This window comes from Rhizobium sp. LCM 4573, assembly GCF_001854865.1.
Lineage (GTDB): Bacteria > Pseudomonadota > Alphaproteobacteria > Rhizobiales > Rhizobiaceae > Neorhizobium.
Genome location: NZ_MDDW01000030.1, coordinates 1 through 15852 on the forward strand (window position 1 = coordinate 1; position 15852 = coordinate 15852).

At 64.4% G+C, this 15852-nt stretch carries 18 protein-coding genes; 13 read left to right on the plus strand and 5 right to left on the minus strand.

What is annotated here, in order from left to right; genetic code table 11:
- Nucleotides 1–28: 28 nt before the first annotated feature.
- Complete coding sequence (msrB, locus tag LCM4573_RS26485) at nucleotides 29–439, minus strand: peptide-methionine (R)-S-oxide reductase MsrB (RefSeq protein WP_071009609.1); 411 nt, start codon at nucleotides 437–439, stop codon at nucleotides 29–31.
- Between the two features lie 171 nt (nucleotides 440–610).
- Between msrB and LCM4573_RS26490 the strand changes: the two genes are divergently transcribed.
- The 10 genes from LCM4573_RS26490 (at nucleotide 611) to LCM4573_RS26540 (ending at nucleotide 9317) form a co-directional block, all read left to right on the plus strand.
- Nucleotides 611–2980 (plus strand): putative monovalent cation/H+ antiporter subunit A, encoded by a 2370-nt coding sequence (locus LCM4573_RS26490; protein WP_071009610.1) that lies wholly within the window; start codon nucleotides 611–613, stop codon nucleotides 2978–2980.
- Nucleotides 2977–3396, plus strand: a complete 420-nt coding sequence (locus LCM4573_RS26495) for a Na+/H+ antiporter subunit B (RefSeq protein WP_071009611.1) — start codon at nucleotides 2977–2979, stop codon at nucleotides 3394–3396. Before LCM4573_RS26490 ends, LCM4573_RS26495 begins: the two co-directional genes overlap by 4 nt.
- A complete protein-coding gene (locus tag LCM4573_RS26500) occupies nucleotides 3396–3773 on the plus strand; it encodes a Na+/H+ antiporter subunit C (RefSeq protein WP_071009612.1) in 378 nt (125 codons plus the stop codon). Before LCM4573_RS26495 ends, LCM4573_RS26500 begins: the two co-directional genes overlap by 1 nt.
- Before the next feature lie 193 nt (nucleotides 3774–3966).
- Complete coding sequence (locus LCM4573_RS26510) at nucleotides 3967–5547, plus strand: Na+/H+ antiporter subunit D (protein WP_071009614.1); 1581 nt, start codon at nucleotides 3967–3969, stop codon at nucleotides 5545–5547.
- Nucleotides 5544–6017 carry a Na+/H+ antiporter subunit E gene (locus tag LCM4573_RS26515; RefSeq protein WP_071009615.1) on the plus strand — a complete coding sequence of 158 codons (474 nt, stop codon included), beginning with the start codon at nucleotides 5544–5546 and terminating at the stop codon, nucleotides 6015–6017. Before LCM4573_RS26510 ends, LCM4573_RS26515 begins: the two co-directional genes overlap by 4 nt.
- On the plus strand, nucleotides 6014–6436 hold the full coding sequence (locus LCM4573_RS26520) for a cation:proton antiporter (protein WP_071009616.1): 423 nt from the start codon (nucleotides 6014–6016) through the stop codon (nucleotides 6434–6436). Before LCM4573_RS26515 ends, LCM4573_RS26520 begins: the two co-directional genes overlap by 4 nt.
- Nucleotides 6433–6777 (plus strand): monovalent cation/H(+) antiporter subunit G, encoded by a 345-nt coding sequence (gene mnhG / locus LCM4573_RS26525; RefSeq protein ID WP_071009699.1) that lies wholly within the window; start codon nucleotides 6433–6435, stop codon nucleotides 6775–6777. Before LCM4573_RS26520 ends, mnhG begins: the two co-directional genes overlap by 4 nt.
- 442 nt (nucleotides 6778–7219) lie before the next feature.
- Entirely contained in the window at nucleotides 7220–7645 is a 426-nt protein-coding gene (locus LCM4573_RS26530; protein WP_046795734.1) for a MucR family transcriptional regulator, read from the plus strand.
- Nucleotides 7646–8074: 429 nt separating this feature from the next.
- Entirely contained in the window at nucleotides 8075–8491 is a 417-nt protein-coding gene (locus LCM4573_RS26535; protein WP_244505424.1) for a helix-turn-helix domain-containing protein, read from the plus strand.
- On the plus strand, nucleotides 8484–9317 hold the full coding sequence (locus LCM4573_RS26540; RefSeq protein ID WP_244505425.1) for a DUF6456 domain-containing protein: 834 nt from the start codon (nucleotides 8484–8486) through the stop codon (nucleotides 9315–9317). Before LCM4573_RS26535 ends, LCM4573_RS26540 begins: the two co-directional genes overlap by 8 nt.
- 52 nt (nucleotides 9318–9369) lie before the next feature.
- Here LCM4573_RS26540 and LCM4573_RS26545 read toward each other — a convergent pair whose 3' ends face one another.
- Nucleotides 9370–9789, minus strand: a complete 420-nt coding sequence (locus LCM4573_RS26545; protein ID WP_071009617.1) for a SufE family protein — start codon at nucleotides 9787–9789, stop codon at nucleotides 9370–9372.
- Nucleotides 9790–10035: 246 nt separating this feature from the next.
- Complete coding sequence (locus tag LCM4573_RS26550; protein ID WP_071009618.1) at nucleotides 10036–10455, minus strand: DUF5330 domain-containing protein; 420 nt, start codon at nucleotides 10453–10455, stop codon at nucleotides 10036–10038.
- A 437-nt stretch (nucleotides 10456–10892) separates the two neighbouring features.
- On the opposite strand from LCM4573_RS26550, the gene LCM4573_RS26555 reads away from it, so the two are divergent.
- From LCM4573_RS26555 to LCM4573_RS26565, 3 genes are all read left to right on the plus strand, one after another.
- Complete coding sequence (locus LCM4573_RS26555) at nucleotides 10893–12455, plus strand: HAMP domain-containing sensor histidine kinase (protein ID WP_083347642.1); 1563 nt, start codon at nucleotides 10893–10895, stop codon at nucleotides 12453–12455.
- Complete coding sequence (locus LCM4573_RS26560) at nucleotides 12427–13500, plus strand: peptidoglycan-binding protein (protein ID WP_071009620.1); 1074 nt, start codon at nucleotides 12427–12429, stop codon at nucleotides 13498–13500. The genes LCM4573_RS26555 and LCM4573_RS26560 overlap by 29 nt, the downstream gene beginning before the upstream one ends.
- A 210-nt stretch (nucleotides 13501–13710) precedes the next feature.
- Nucleotides 13711–14058: a DUF1491 family protein gene (locus LCM4573_RS26565; RefSeq protein WP_071009621.1), complete on the plus strand. Its 348-nt coding sequence runs from the start codon at nucleotides 13711–13713 to the stop codon at nucleotides 14056–14058.
- Here the strand turns inward: LCM4573_RS26565 and LCM4573_RS26570 are convergent, their stop codons facing one another.
- Both LCM4573_RS26570 and LCM4573_RS28395 read right to left on the minus strand, forming a co-directional pair.
- The gene (locus LCM4573_RS26570) at nucleotides 14059–15153 is read right to left on the minus strand and encodes a DUF2336 domain-containing protein (protein WP_198539796.1); all 1095 of its coding nucleotides are present in this window, start codon (nucleotides 15151–15153) and stop codon (nucleotides 14059–14061) included.
- Between the two features lie 374 nt (nucleotides 15154–15527).
- Entirely contained in the window at nucleotides 15528–15821 is a 294-nt protein-coding gene (locus LCM4573_RS28395; RefSeq protein ID WP_071009623.1) for a hypothetical protein, read from the minus strand.
- Nucleotides 15822–15852: the final 31 nt, after the last annotated feature.

Genomic DNA, 15852 nt, shown 5'->3' on the forward strand with positions numbered 1-15852 from the left:
TCCATATTCGGGAAGAGAGAAGCCACCATTATCCCAGCGGCTCGAACACCATGGCGTGGCCGTTGATGCAGTAGCGAAGCCCGGTCGGCGGCGGGCCGTCGGGGAAGACATGACCGAGATGACCGCCGCAATTGGCGCAGCGGATTTCCGTGCGCACCATGCCGTGGGAGCTGTCGCGGTGCTCRGTCACCGCATCGGGCTTCACCGGCTCGAAATAGCTCGGCCAGCCGCAGCCGGAATCGAACTTGGTGTCGGAGACGAACAGCGGCTCGTTGCAGCCAGCGCAGCGGTAGAGCCCCTTTTCCTTGCTGTCCCAATAGGGCCCGGTAAAGGCGCGCTCGGTGCCCGCCTGGCGCAGGATGCGGTATTGCTCGGGCGTGAGCTGCTCGCGCCATTCGATATCGCTCTTGTGGACTTTCGGCGTGGTGACGTCGGACATCGGAATATTCCTCTCGTTTTCTGGATAGATAGGGTCTGCCGGGTGCGACGAAAAGCCGGCTTTCTGTGCATCGCGACCGAAAATTCTTGAGGCACCGTATTCATTCGCCTAATGAGGATGACGACCGTCCGGGGGCGGGCGGGGTCCAAATTGAAGATTTCGGGAGAGGATATGGCTGCCAGTGCGCCGGCATTGACGTTTTTTTGTCTTTTCCTGCCCTTTATTGCCGCCTTTGCCGCTCCGGCCGCCACGCGCGCCTTCGGCCACAGGGCCGCCTGGCTGCTGGCGCTGGCGCCGGCCTTTGCCTTCCTGCATTTCTGCACTTTTCTGGATGATGTCGCGGCGGGCGAGGTGGTTACCGGCGGCTATGCCTGGGTGCCGAGCTTCAATCTCTCCTTTTCATGGTTCCTCGACGGGCTGTCGCTCACCTTCGCGCTGCTGATCACCGGCATCGGCACGCTGATCGTTCTCTATTCGGGCGGCTACATGAAGGGGCATCCGCAGCAGGGGCGCTTCTTCTCCTTCATTCTGCTCTTCATGGGCGCCATGCTGGGGCTCGTCGTTTCCGACAGTTTCCTGATGCTCTTCGTCTATTGGGAGCYGACCTCGATCACCTCCTTCCTGCTGATCGGCTTCGATCAYGAGCGCCCGGAAGCCCGCCGCGCGGCACTTCAGGCCATGGTGGTGACGGGCGGGGGAGGGCTGCTGCTGCTCGCCGGCCTGATCTTCCTCTGGAACATTACCGGCGTCACCCAGCTCTCGCTGCTCGTCCATGTCGGAGACGGCCTCAGGGAAAGCCCGTTCTATCTCGCCGCTCTTCTTCTGGTGCTCGGCGGCGCCTTCACCAAGTCGGCGCAGTTTCCCTTCCATTTCTGGCTGCCGAACGCCATGGAAGCGCCGACCCCGGTTTCGGCCTATCTGCATTCCGCCACCATGGTGAAGGCCGGCGTCTATCTGCTGATGAGGCTGAACCCGGTCATGGGCGATACGCCGGCCTGGCAGATCCTGCTGCCCTTCTTCGGCGGCGTGACGCTGATCGCCGGCACGCTGCTCGCCATCCGTCAGACCGACCTGAAGCTCATGCTGGCCTATACCACCATGGCCTCGCTCGGCCTGCTGGTGATGCTGACCGGCTTCGGCGCCGATCATGCGGTTGAGGCGGCGGTGCTCTACCTGGTCGCCCATTCGCTCTTCAAGGGCGCGCTCTTCATGGTCGCCGGCGCCGTGGATCACGAGGCCGGCACGCGCGACGTGACCCGTCTCGGCGGGCTTGGCCGAGCCATGCCGGTCACCTTCGCCGCCGGCCTGCTTGCCGCGCTTTCCATGGGCGGCCTGCCGCTCTTCTTCGGCTTCCTCGCCAAGGAGGAGATCTATTACGCGCTCGCCCATGGCGATCCGCGCTCGATCATGTTTACGGCCGTTGCGGTCATCGGCAATGCGCTGATGTTCGCGGTCGCCTTCGCGGTGGGGCTGAAACCCTTCATCGGCAAGTCCGTCGAGACGCCGAAACACGCGCATGAGGGGCCGGTTCTGCTCTGGCTCGGGCCGGTGGTTTTGGCCGGTCTCGGGCTGCTGGCGGGCCTCGCGTCGGGCCTTGCACATGCTTACGTCTCCTCGCCCATGGCGAGTGCGGTCAAGGGCCAGCCGGTGACGATCACCATCTCCACCCTGCCGCATGTCGGCCTGCCTTTGCTGCTCTCGGTCGTGACGGTAGCGCTCGGCATCCTGGTTTATCTCGGGATTGATCGTGCCCGCGCCGCCATGGTACGGCTGCTTGCCGCGCTGGGTCCGGGGCCGGATCGAGGCTTCGATCATTTCATCTCCGGCCTTGTGCGGCTTGCCGTCTCGGTCACGCGCTTCGTCCAGCCGGGTAGGCTGGAAGTCTATATCACCGCAAGCTTCATCCTCGTGGCGCTGGCGCTCATCCTGCCGCTCTTCCTCTTCGGCGAACTGCCGGATATGCCTTCCTGGCCGCGGGATGTACTGATCCAGGAATATGCCTTCCTTGCCATCGCGCTGATCGGCCTCTTCGCGGTCATCAAGGCGGCGGACCGATTGACGGCGATCGTCTCCCTCGGCATCCAGGGCTTTGCGGTCGCGGTCATCTTCCTGCTCTTCGGCGCCCCGGATCTCTCGTTTACCCAGTTCATGGTGGAAACGCTCTCGGTCGTCATTCTGGCTCTGGTCATGACCCGGCTCAGGCTCTCGCCGCGCGATCACCGGCCGGTGGGCCAGATGCTGTTCGATGCGACGGTTGCGATCGCCTGCGGGCTGGGTTTCGCGCTTCTGCTGCTGAAAGCCACCCAGGCGCCCTTCAACAACGCGCTGACGGAGTTCTTCAACGCCTATTCCAAGGTGATCGCCCACGGCGCGAATGTGGTGAACGTCATCATCGTCGATTTCCGCGGCACGGATACGCTGGGCGAAATCGCGGTGGTGATGGTGACCGGCCTTGCGGTGCTGGCGCTCATCCGCATCCGGGCGACGGGAACGCGCCGGCTGGCGGATAATGTTCCGGGCAAGGACAGGGGGCAGCCATGAACACGCTGATCCTGCGCACCGTCGCGCCCTTCATCACCGCGCTGATGCTGCTCTTCTCGGTCTTCGTGCTGCTGCGCGGCCATAACGAGCCGGGCGGCGGCTTCATCGGCGGACTGATCGCGGCTTCGGCGCTCGCCATTTACGGTATCGCCTACGGGGTTTCGGCCGTGCGCCGCGCCATCCGCTTCCATCCCATGTCGATCGCCGGCTTCGGACTGCTCGTCGCCGTCGTCTCGGGCGTGATATCGGTCTTTGCCGGCGTGCCCTTCATGACCGGGCTCTGGATCTATCCGACTCTCTTCGGCGTGGAGGTGCCGCTCGCCACCGTCGTGTCCTTCGATATCGGCGTCTATCTGGTCGTCGTCGGCGCGATCACCTCGATCGCGCTTGCGCTGGAAGAAAGGGATCACGACTGATGGAAATGTTGTTTTCCCTGCTCATCGGCGTTTTCTTTTCCGTCGCCATCTATCTGATGATGTCGAAATACACCGTGCGCATCCTGCTCGGCATCGCGATCCTCGGCAATGCAGTGAACCTCTTGCTGTTCACCTCCGGCCGGCTGACGCGCGAGGTGCCGCCGATCATCGGCGCGGGTCTGGATGCCCTGCCGGCCGGCACCGCCAATCCGCTGCCGCAGGCGCTGATCCTCACCGCGATCGTCATCTCGTTTTCCTTCTTCGCCTTCCTGCTGGTGCTCGCCTACCGCGCCTATCAGGAGCTCGGCACCGACAATACGGACGAGATGCGGCTTGCCGAACCGGGCGACGAACCGCTTCCGCCGCTGGGGTATTGATGAAGATGACGGCGTATTTCGAATTTGCCCCTCACCCTAACCCTCTCCCCGCACGCGGGGAGAGGGGACGTGCCATGCTCGGTCTCGATGATCTGGGCAATGCGATGCCACTTGCGCCCTTCTCCCCGCCAGCGGGGAGAAGGTGCCGGCAGGCGGATGAGGGGCAAGACTTCCGGGCGGGAGGTAACCTCTAATGGCCGCGCCTTCCTCCACCCCCGTCGATCTCTCCGCAGCCCTGGTGCTTGCGCCGACCACGTTCGTCGATTGGCTGGTCGTGCTGCCGGTCGCGCTGATGCTCGGCGCCGGCGCCGTGCTGATGATGATCCGCCACCGCATAGACCTGCATGGCCTTCTCRCCGTGCCGGCGCTCGGGCTCCTGGTGCTGATCGATGGCGCGCTGCTCTGGAAGGTCTGGTCCGGCGGGCCGGTCACCATGACTATGGGCCGCTGGCTGCCGCCCTTCGGCATCGCCTTCACGGTCGATCTCTTCGGCGCAATCATGGCGCTGGTTGCAGCACTCGCGGCGCTCGCCGGCGGCATCTATGCGCTGCGCGATATCGATACCAGCGGCCGCCGCTACGGGTTCTTCCCCTTCCTGCTCCTGCTGATGGCGGGCGTGACCGGAGCTTTCCTGACCGGCGACGTCTTCAACCTCTATGTCTGGTTCGAAGTCCTGCTGATCTCCTCCTTCGGCCTCCTTATCCTCGGTTCCGAGCGGGAGCAGATCGACGGCGCGCTGAAATACGCGATCCTCAACCTCCTCGGCACGACACTCTTCCTGATCGCCGTCGGCTATCTCTACGCCATCTTCGGCACGCTCAACATGGCCGATATCGCCGAAAAGGCGGCCRATCATCGGGGGACCGCGCCGACCATGACGCTCGGCGCTCTCTTTGTGCTGGCCTTCGCGATGAAGGCCGCCGCCTTCCCGGTGAATTTCTGGCTGCCGGCCTCCTATCATACGCCCCGCATCGTGGTTTCCGCCCTCTTCGGCGGCCTCCTGACCAAGGTCGGCATCTATGCGCTGATCCGCATCATGGTCATGCTCTTTCCCGTCGAGCGGGAGGAACTGAGCCTGGTGATCGCGGTTTCCGCCGCGCTCACCATGCTGCTCGGCGCGCTCGGCGCGCTGGCGCAGAACGACTTGAGACGACTCGCCGGCTATCTCGTCATCGCCGGCATCGGCAACATGATGGCCGGCGTCGCGATCGGCACCGAACCCGGCGTCAGCGGCGCGATCCTCTATGCCCTGCATTCCATCGTGGCGATGACGGCGCTCTATCTGGTGACGGGCGAGGCGGCGCGCCTCGGCGGCTCTTTCTCTCTTTCGGCGCTCGGCGGGCTTTATGTCCGCGCGCCCTGGTTTTCGGCCGCTTCCTTCATCCTCTTCCTGGCCGTCGCCGGTCTGCCGCCCTTCCTCGGCCTCTGGCCCAAGATTGCGCTCCTGAAGGCCGCGCTCGATATTGGCGCCTGGTGGCTTGCCGCCGCGATCCTCGTCTCGGCCTTCATCGTCACGATCGCGCTCGGCCGCGTCTTCCTGCTCGCCTACTGGCGCCCGCGGGCCCACGACGCCCCGCCCGCTCCAAGGGCCGGCATGACGGTCGTGCTGCCGATCGCCGGGCTCGTCGCCTTCGCCGTCGTCTTCGGCCTCTTCCCGGAAAGCCTGATCGGCCTCTCGCAGGCGGCGGCCGAAGGGCTTGCCGATCCGTCGGCCTATATCCGTTCGGTCTTTCCCGCCGGAGGCACGCCCATTCCCGCCGGAGGCACGCCATGAGCACGATCATCGTCAGCGCGCTCTTTACCGCCGTCTGGGTGGCGATCACCGGCAGCGCCAGCTTCCACAACCTCGCCTTCGGCTTTTTGCTCGCGACGCTCTGCCTGTGGATCGTGCGCGACGAGATAGGCGGCCGCGGTTACTGGAAACGGTTCGGCCGCATCCTGTCGCTCTGCCTGCTGTTCCTCAAGGAACTCGCGCTGTCGGCCTGGAAGGTTGCGGTCATGGTGGTGAGCCCGCGCATGGACCTGAAGCCCGGCATATTCGCCTTTCCGCTGACGGTCGACCGCGATTTCGAGATCACGCTGCTCGCCAACCTCATCACGCTGACCCCCGGCACGCTCTCGGTCGACGTCTCGGCCGATCGCAAGACGCTGTTCGTGCATGCGATCGATTGCTCCGATATCGAGGCGACCAGGCGGGATATCGCCGAGGGCTTCGAGCGCAAGATCATGGAGGCGTTCAGATGAGCGCGCCCGATACCGTCCTCTCCGTCGCTATCTCCATCGGCCTCGTCGCCCTCGGCATCGCCTTTCTTCTGACCGTCTACCGCGTCATCAAGGGGCCGACCCTGCCGGACCGGGTGGTGGCGCTCGACATGCTGGTCGGCATCGTCATCGGCTTCATCGGTGTGATCGCGATCCGGACCGGCTTCACGCTCTATATCGATATCGCCATCTCGCTGGGGTTGGTCGGCTTTCTGGCAACGGTCGCGTTTGCCCGCTTCATCCTGGCGCGCGGGGGCGACGGATCGTCCGAGGCGGCGCCGGCGCCCGCCGAAGCCGCGGCATCCGGCAGCAAGACAGCCAGCAAGACCGCCGGCAGGGCAGGCGGCCGGGCGAAGGCGAAATCCGCGTCCCTGGCGGCGCGAAAGGGGAGGAAGGCCTGATGGACATGCTTCTTGCGCTGGCGACCGCCGGGCTGATCCTTTCCGGCTCCGCCTTCGCGCTGATCGCGGCGATCGGCATCAACCGGTTGCCGGACATCTATACCCGCATGCACGCGGCCTCCAAGGCCGGCACGGTCGGCTCGGGGCTGATGCTGCTCGCCGTCGGCGTGCATTCGGGCGATCTCGCCACCCTTGCCCGCGCGCTTGCCGGTTTCTTCTTCTTTATCCTGACCGCCCCGGTTTCGGCCCATTTGCTTGCCAAGGCGGCGCATCAGGTCGGCTATTCGCTGTCGCCGCGCTCCGTTTGCGATGAAATGAGCGAGCACGAAAAGCGAATATAATAGGGACTGCAGATTTATTAGCCTCTTAAACAGGCAATATTTTCCGAATTTATCGGAGTAATTGCACTGTTCTTTTGGTGTAGAGCTGAAAAATGACCCCTATTACCAGATTTCGCACTTGAACGACTTTTGCAAGAGGTCTAATTCCAAAGTAGTTGAGCGCTGATGTTGCCTTGAAGAGGCGTCTTTCCGAGAATGCCGAGCATGTCTGGCCGATCCTTTTGGAAAAAGCTGGCGGAAACACTCGGGGTTTGAAGGAAAAACCTCCTTCGAGGCCATATCCGAGGCCATGAACGCCTCCTCGCCGTGTGAAATCTAGGGGTAGGTTTCATGTCTTCGCGACGATGCGGCTGGGTGGTGTCCTGTCCACGAAATGCTCCACTCGGACGGGTGCCGCGGAGGTCGCGGGCCTCGTCGTCACAGTTTGAACAGGAGACGTGAAATGACAGAGATCGCACTGGGCAAGGGCCAGGACCTGCTGGTGGAGTTGACCGCCGACATCGTCGCTGCCTATGTGAGCAACCATGTCGTCCCCGTGGGCGACCTTCCGAACCTCATCTCGGATGTCCACTCGGCCCTCACCAACACCTCCTCTCCGGCTCCCGCCGCCACGACGGTCGAAAAACCGAAGCCTCCGGTCCCGATCAAGAAGTCCATCGAGGACGATTACCTGATCTGCCTGGAGGATGGGCAGAAGTTCAAGTCGCTGAAGCGCCACCTGATGACCCATTACAACATGACCCCGGAAGAATACCGGGAAAAGTGGGGCCTGCCGGCGGATTATCCGATGGTTGCTCCCGCCTATGCCGAGGCGCGCTCGCGTCTCGCCAAGGAAATGGGCCTCGGTCAGCGCCGCAAGCGGGCGTGATTAGGGAGGGGCGGCAGCCCCTCGATCCGGTTCCCACGGGCACCGTCTACGAAGAACTGCAGCGCCGAACGCGTCATGCGTGGCAGCGCTGCATACTCTCTCCCTTGAATGATGGCGGGGAGAACCGCCCGGCAGAGAGCCGGCGCGATTTGCCGATCTCAGGCATCGGTTTTCTTCGCGGCCCGCGCTGCCGCATTCATGCTTCTTCCTCGCCGCGCTCGGCGCGAACCTCACGCAAAACCCGCGTCTTCGCGTTGTAGGATTGTGCCGTATAGCGGGGACGATAAAAGGAAAAAATTCCCATATCTCGTTTCCCCTTTGTTGAAAAGCCTAAGGAATTTCAGCAAAGCACAACTGGCGCATAGCTTCCTGCATCCCCGCTCTTGCTCTAAGGTGTATGAATTAATTCCTATTCGTTGAGGAGTTGTCATGCCTTTTGAGAAGCTTCCGAATGCCTCCCCGCCGCCGCCTCCCGCTCTATTCCGTGCGGGGCGCCTGCCGATACTCATGACACTCAGCCTACCCTTGCGGAATACCTGCCGCATCGTCCGGCAGCTCGTGAGCGAGATGGTCGTGCTGCTTGGCGATCGGGTGATGCCGCCGCGGGACCGCCGCCGGCCGTCCTGCCATGTCCGGCAGATCGCCATGTATGTCTGCCACGTCTCGCTCCGGATGTCGTTCAGCGATATCGGCGATGCCTTCGGCCGCGATCGTACCACGGTCGGCCATGCCTGCCATGTGGTGGAGGACCGCCGCGACGATCCCGCCTTCGATGATTTCGTCTCCGCCGTGGAGCGCATCGTCGCCGCCGTCTTCGGGCTTTCGGAGATGTCGGCTCATGATTGAAGCGCCCATCACTGAAATGAAGGCAAGCGAAGCGAAGCTGGCGCGTGCCGCCAGGAAGGAAATGCTGCGCCTCATCCGCCAGCTTGCCCGCGGCGAATGCGCCGTCACGCCCTCGCCCGACGGCGAAACGCTGATGCTCGGAGAGGAGGGCCGCGCCTATTCACGCGCCACCCTTCGCGCGGCAGAGGCGACGGGTCTCCTGCGGATCGTGGAGGGCAGGGCGTCGGCAAGTCCCGAAGCCTCCGCCTTCCTGCGCCGCGCGCTGATCGAGGGGGAGGAAAGCTTCGGCGACCAGCATCGCGAGATCGCGGTGGAAAACATCGAGGTGGAGGGCGCCCGCCAGCCGGTGCGCCGCAACCTCGTCGAATCGCCGCTTTCGGCGCTTGCCAGGATCAAGGATCGCAACGGCGCCCGCTTCCTGCCGGAGGAGGCGATCGCAGCGGGCGAGCGGCTGCTTGCGGATTTCACCAGGGCGCAATTGCAGCCGCGCGTGACGGCCTCATGGGAGCCGAGGCTTGCAAGCCGCGGCAAGGGGCAGGCGGGCGGACAGACGGAAATCGCCGAAAGCGCGTTGGCCGCACGCGATCGCGTCTCCCGCGCGGTGGAGGCGATGGGCCCTGAGCTTGCCGGGGTGGCGGTCGATGTCTGCTGTTTTTTGAAGGGCCTGGAACTGGTGGAGCGGRAGCGGCAATGGCCGGTGCGCTCGGCAAAGCTGATGCTGCGCGCCGCACTCCTGGCGCTTGCCCGGCATTATGCCCCGCCCGCGCCGGAACGGCGACGCCGCAGCCACCATTGGGGCGCGGAGGGTTATCGGCCGGTGTTGTGATTTCGTTACCCCTCCTGGCCGGCAGGCCGGGAGGGGTGCCTACGATGAAGGCCTAAGCCGCGACCTTCGCTGTCGCTTCCTGCCTGATCCGCCGCACCATGGAGCGCAGCCCGTTGGCGCGCTGCGAGGAGAGGTGCTCCACCAGCCCGATGCGGTCGAAGATCTCGATCGCGTCGGTCGCGGCGATCTCGGAGGCGCGCTTGCCGGAATAGACGGCGAGCACGATCGCCACCAGCCCGCGCACGATATGTGCGTCGGAATCGCCCTCGAAGGTCAGCACGGGGTCGTCCGCGCCATCGGAATGGCTGACGAGCCAGACCTGGCTCGCGCAGCCCTGCACCTTGTTCTCGAGTGTCCGCTTGTCTTCGGCAAGCTCCGGCAATTGCTTGCCGAGTTCGATGACATAGCGGTAGCGGTCTTCCCATTCGTCGAGGAAGGCGAAATCGTCGATGATCTGGTCGAGGCTCGCCATGGCGGCTCCTGCTAAAGCATGTCGTGCAACGGCTTGCGCCAGGTTTGCGATAACGACATGCGTAGAAAATAGTGCATGTTCAGTCCTCATATAGGGACGAACCGCCTCGGGGAAAACAGCAAAAAAATCGCCGCGAGGAGATCATTCCTCGCGGCGCCGGCAGGATGCCGAGATACAGGGCAGGCAGTCAGGCGCCGTGAACCTCAAAGGAACGCGGCGCAAGCTTTTGGAATCGCATGAAGAAACTCAGTGAAGCGGCTTCGGCTGCGGCAGCGGAATGGCTCCGGTCATGATCGTGTCGGCGCCGCCCTTGCCGGGAAACGGCGTGGGATCGGGATCGGCAAGCTCCGCGAGCGGCTCGTCTGCGGCGAGGGGAGCCTTGCCGTCTTCCGTGAATTGGCTGTCCAGAATCTCGAAGGCGACCCGCGCGCCCTCGCGGGCCCGGTGGCCGAGCAGCATCAGGGTCTCGGCGCCCTTTTCGCAAACCTCCGGCTTTTCCGCGCACAGGCCGCTCATATACTGATAGGCCTCGGTGGCGACCCGCAGCGTATCGGTGACCTGCAGCCCGGAAACGGCCTCGGTTTCCGGGGCGGGGCGGGAGCTGAAATAGGAGAGCACGACGAGCACCGCCGCGAACCAGAAACCTCCCTTGATCAGAAACCACATTATCCCGTCACCCTCTAATCCATCTCGCCGCCGCGGCGGCCGCCGGTCTGCTTCCGGTCCTGGCTGAGACCTTACAGCCGGGAAGCGAACAGCGCTTTGACATGATCGCTCGATTTTTAAATAAATTTCTCCGGAATTTCAGTCTGCCCTCGTTTGAGACAGGTTTGAGCCGAATTCGAGTACAAGTTTAGCGATTGCCGTTAAGCATAAATGCGGCAGGGGCCCGAAAGCTATGGCCTTTGCGGAGGCTGCCCTTGCCACAAAGGTTAACGAAAGGCGGAAAATCTAGCAGAATCCGTTGCTTACGCCCCGTTAACCATGATCGCAGAAGTCCCCGCGATTGTGTGTCAAAGCGGGATTTCGGGGTCCCTGGAACCTTCAAAAGGGGTTGTTTTATCCTTTCTTTAAGCCGCATGGACCTATTGTTCCTTCAACGAATGAGTCTGTTGTTTTCAGGATTTGGCGTGCGCGTATTGAGTAACATTGCCGGCTGGGCGGTCGAACTGGTCGACCATGCCGCGCTCCGATGGCTGGAGCGTCTCGGCGAAGGTGATCGGGCGCCCGCGGGCGAGGTCGCCTTCCTGCGCCGGCTTGCCTTTTCCTGCCTCGCCGCGCTCGTCTGCGTGCCGCTCGCGCTCAGTTTCGTCGCGAGCCCCTCGTTGGCGCTGCCGGTCGGCGCTGCCGTCGTTCTCTCGCTCTTCCTCGTGGCCGCCGCCGCTGCCTTCGCCTTCCGGCGCTCCACGGCGATGCCGCTTTCCGCTCTCGAGCCGGATGACGCCGTTTTCGCCGCATGCCCCGGCCTTGCGCTCATTCTCGACCCGCAGGGCGTGGTGGTGAAGGCGGGTGGCCGCGATCGCCTTGGCCTGCCGGCAAACCTGCGCGCGCCGACCGGCTCAGTCTTTGCCGAGCTGGTGCATGTCTCCGACCGCATCGCCCTCATGCAGGCCTTCGATGCCCTGCGCCAGGGACGCGAGAGCGCGCTCGTCGAAGTCCGGGTCGAGCGTCCCTTCTGCGCGTCCGGCGGCCGGCAGTTCCTCTATGTTCGGCTGGACATGACCGCCCTTCGCGATCCCGAAGGAAAGCTTCACCAGGTCTTCGCCCAGCTTCGCGATACGTCCGAGGAGGCGGCGCTGCGCGCCGAAGCCGTCCGGAGCACGGCCGAGGCCCAGTCCGCGCATGAGGCGAAATCGCGTTTTCTGGCCGCCGTCAGCCATGAGCTGCGCACGCCGCTCAACGCCATTCTCGGCTTTTCGGATGTGCTGGCCGGCGAATATTTCGGCAAGCTCGAAACCGAGCGCCAGCGGGAATATGTGGGCCTCATCCGCCAGTCGGGCGCGCATCTGCTCTCGGTCGTGAACACCATGCTCGACATGAGCAGGATCGAGGCCGGACGCTACGAACTCCTGACCGAGCCCTTCCGCATCGCCGATGCGATGGAAGCCTGCCGCGCCATGCTGGATCTTTCCGCCCGCGAGAAGGAAATCACGCTCACCTGCCGCGTGCAGAAGGGGCTGGGCGAGGTGGTCGCCGATCGCCGCGCCGTGCAGCAGATCCTCATCAATCTGGCCGGCAATGCCATCAAGTTCACCGATCGCGGCGTCGTCTCCATCGATGCGGCGCTCGACGGCGGCGATCTCGTCCTTTCCGTCAGCGATACCGGCATCGGGATTGCGGCGGAGAAGCTGGAACTGATCGGCCAGCCCTTCATGCAGGTTGATAATGATTTCGCCCGCCGTTACGAAGGGACCGGCCTCGGCCTGTCGCTGGTCAAGGGTCTCGTGGCGCTGCATGGCGGCCGCTTCGAGATCAGAAGCCGTCCCGGCGAGGGAACCGTGGTGACGGTCCTGCTGCCGGCGGATGGCTCCGGCGCGATACGCCGCGATGATGCGGCGCAGGAGCAGACGATCGAATTTCCCCCGCGCCTCAAGGTAGGCAGGGGAGCGCCCATGACGGACGAACGGGATTTTGACCATGACCGCGCGAAAGCGAAAATCGCCTGAGAGGAGGAAGCCGGCCAAGGGGCCGGGTCTTCCCCTGCGCCTGGCCACGGCGGTTGCCGGTGGGGCCAGGGCTGGGATTGGGGCTGTGGCCGGGTCGCTCGGCGCCGCGGCCGCGCGCCATCCGCGCATCGTGGCCGGCGCCTCCGCCTTTATCGTCGTGTTCAGCTTCGTTGCCGCCAATGCCCTCTGGTATCAGCCGGGCGGGCACCCGTCACCCTTCCTCGCAACCCGCGATCTGGAATATCCGAACGCGATCGCCGGCTACCGACCCATGCGGCGTGCAGCCCCTGAAGAGGTCACCACATTCCGCATAGAGCGGGCCGATGAATCGGCGCCGGCCGAAAGCGCAGGAACGATGCCGGCTGCGGCCCCGGTTTCGGCTCCGGTTCCCGCTCCAGGGGCTCAAGCGCCTCAGGCGCCGCAGGTGCCGCAGCAGACGGCGCCCGACCGGGCCCTGATCGCCGAAGTCCAGCGCGAGCTTTCCCGCCGTGGCCTCTATGAAGGCGCCGACGACGGGCTGATGGGCCCGCGCACCGCCGCCGCTATCCTCTCCTTCCAGGAGGCCGCGGGCCTCGAACGTACCGGTGGCGCCAGTACCGAACTGCTCGCGGCGCTGAAGGCGGGGACGCAGGTGGCGACCCGCACGGCTGAGCCGGCCCAGCAGCCGGCAGAGGCTCCGCGCGCGCCGGTGACCGTCGTGCCCGCCGCCCGTCCGGCGGAAAACATTCATGCGGGGGAAGATCCGGTCGCCGCCGCCATCCGCTCGGCGGAAAAGAGCCCGTCCACGCGCCCGCCGATTAATACAGGCGGGGCTGCAAGGCAGGTGTCGGCATCGAGATCGACCATCCTCCCGCCGTCCGAACTCGTGCTGCAGATCCAGCGCGGGCTTTCCAATATCGCCTATGCCGATGTCGCCGTCGACGGCGTGGCGGGTGACCAGACCAAGGCGGCGATCCGCCGTTTCGAAAAGCACTACCGCCTTCCCGAGACCGGCGAGCCGAACGAACAGGTCCTGAAGAAGCTGAAGTCGATCGGCGCCCTGTAGTTTCCGGCTCAAATTGCCCCTCATCCGGCTACCGCCACCTTCTCCTCGTTTTGACGGGGAGAAGGGATATGCCGCGCCCTTCTCCTCATTCCGGTAAGATTGCGTGGGGCAAGTTCCCTCTCCCCGTCAAAACGGGGAGAGGGCTAGGGTGAGGGCAATTCGGGCATCGCACCATTTGCCCTTCCCGCTGAACCGCCATAAGACAAACMCATGCGCATCCGTTCCGATATCTTCGCCTCCGCCCTTATCCGCCGCGTCTTTTCGGCCGGCGGGTTTGCCGCCATCGAGAAGAAGGGCGCGGAAGAGGCGGGCGCGATCTTCATTCGCCAGCGCGGGCGCGATGGGCTGGAAACGTTGTTCGCGCCGGCGCCCCAGAACTTCTTCGACGAGACGGATGATGGCGCCCGCAAGTTCGAGCTGCGCCTTGAAAAGGCGCAGCCCCACGAGGTCGAGGAGGCGCTGGCGCGCGAGCTGCGCTTCGATCCCGATCTCTGGCTCGTGGAGCTGGAAACGGACGAGATCGGCGATCTGTTCGAAGTGGTGAAGCCGGAAGGATAATCAGCGCCGGCGAACCGCCTGCGGCGCCCTGCGCGAGCTGGCGGCCGCCAGTTGCGGCCGCACGGCGTGGTGCGCTTCCAGCTCGCTTTCCTCGGAGATCGTCCGYGGGCCGGCCGCATAGGTATAGCTGTCGGCGCGCCGCCAGGCCTCCACGCGCTGGTAGCATTCGTCCCCGTCGAGCCTTCCCCATAGGGCCTCGGCCCGGCTTTCGCCGTTCATGCGTTCCGAGAGGTGGTCGTAAAGTCGCTCGAGGATGAAGAGCGCGTCGGCCGGCTGCATGGCGAGCCCCTTCAGCGTGGCGGCAAGCTGCTGGCCGGAAATGTCGAGCATGATGCGCTCCGAAAGCCAGCGGCTGGCCGAAAGCGCATCGGCAAGCACGCTCGCGAAGAAGCCTGCCTCGCGATTGCGGGCGAACCGCACCAGCAGCGCCTCCTGCGCCGGGGTGAGGCTGCGCAGGCCGAGCCGGTCGCTCGCCGGCCGGTCGATGTGGGCGGCCAGCGCCTTGATCTGCTCGCGAAGCTCTTCCTCGCGCTCCAGGCGGTCCTTGCCTTGCGTTTCCGGGGCCTCTGCTGCTTCGGAGCTTTCTGTCCCGGCCCGAACGGACGAAGGGACGGATGGGGGCGCGGCCGGCTTGTCCGCCCCGGCGGCAGGCGCGGTGTCGGCCTTCGCATCGGTCTCTTCCTTCGGGTATCGCAGGCCAACCAGCGCATCGATCACCGTCGGCGACAGCGCCTCGCGCCGGACGATCGCCCGGACATGGGCTTCCCCTTGCGTACGGGCAATGGCGACCAGCGTTTCGTCATCCAGGCAGGCGGAAGCGGTGAGAAACGGTGCGGCGATCGCAATCGGCTGGGTCGCGATGAAGAAGGCGACCGCCGGCGGCACGTTCGGGCATTGGGAGAGTGCCGCGACCGCCTGGCGGCGGGCTTCCTCGGTGGAGGCGGAAAAGAGCGGTGCGAAGAGTTCGGCGAACTGCCGCAGTTCCGAACGGGAGGGGCGGGCAAGGCTTTCGAAACTGGTTATCGTGGCCATCAAAACCACATCCTTCCTGCGCATGGCCGCGGGCCTCTCAAGATCTCGAAACTGGTCGATCACAGCCATACTCACTACGCAAAACAAACCCGGAGGCGTTGCGCGCTCCGGGGAGATCCCGGCAGGAAAGTGGGTCATGGGGAAATGGCGCCGACCTCTCCCGATCCTGTTTACCGGATGCTAACTCTGTAAGGGTTAATGGGAGGTGAAAGCAGACCATTCTGAAACAGGTTCGTCCCATCCCGGCATGGACGTTCGGCCATGTCGCGAGCCGGTAATTTCTCCTGCTGAGCGCGTGAACCAAATGCCGGTCTTCTGCGTTTTTGCAGCGGGCAGGGGCGGCACGGAGCCACATGCCTCGGTAGTGTAAATAGTCCGTTAACCGACTTATGGCTGAATTGACCGCATGTTCGGCGTCCGGCGGTTTCCTCATCGGTTCACCGGAAAGACGTCAGCACATCAAGCCCGGCCCAGGCGAAGCCGGTCTTGGAATAGGTGTCGCCGCGCTGTGGATGAAGGAGCGCTGAAGAAGCGCAAGTTCGGCAGGTGAGGTTGCCGGGAATTGCGTGAGGCCCTCCGAAGGGCGGGGTGAAATCGATCCGCCCTTCATCCGTCTCGAACCCTGGAATGGAGACGAGCATGGCAGAGATCGTGGTATTGAACAGATGGCGTTTGAGGCCGAGCAGGCGGTCGCCGGTGCATGTCGGCAGGCCGCAGGAAAAGGAGGGCAAATTGYTGCTCTTCACCGGCGTGCGCTACGAG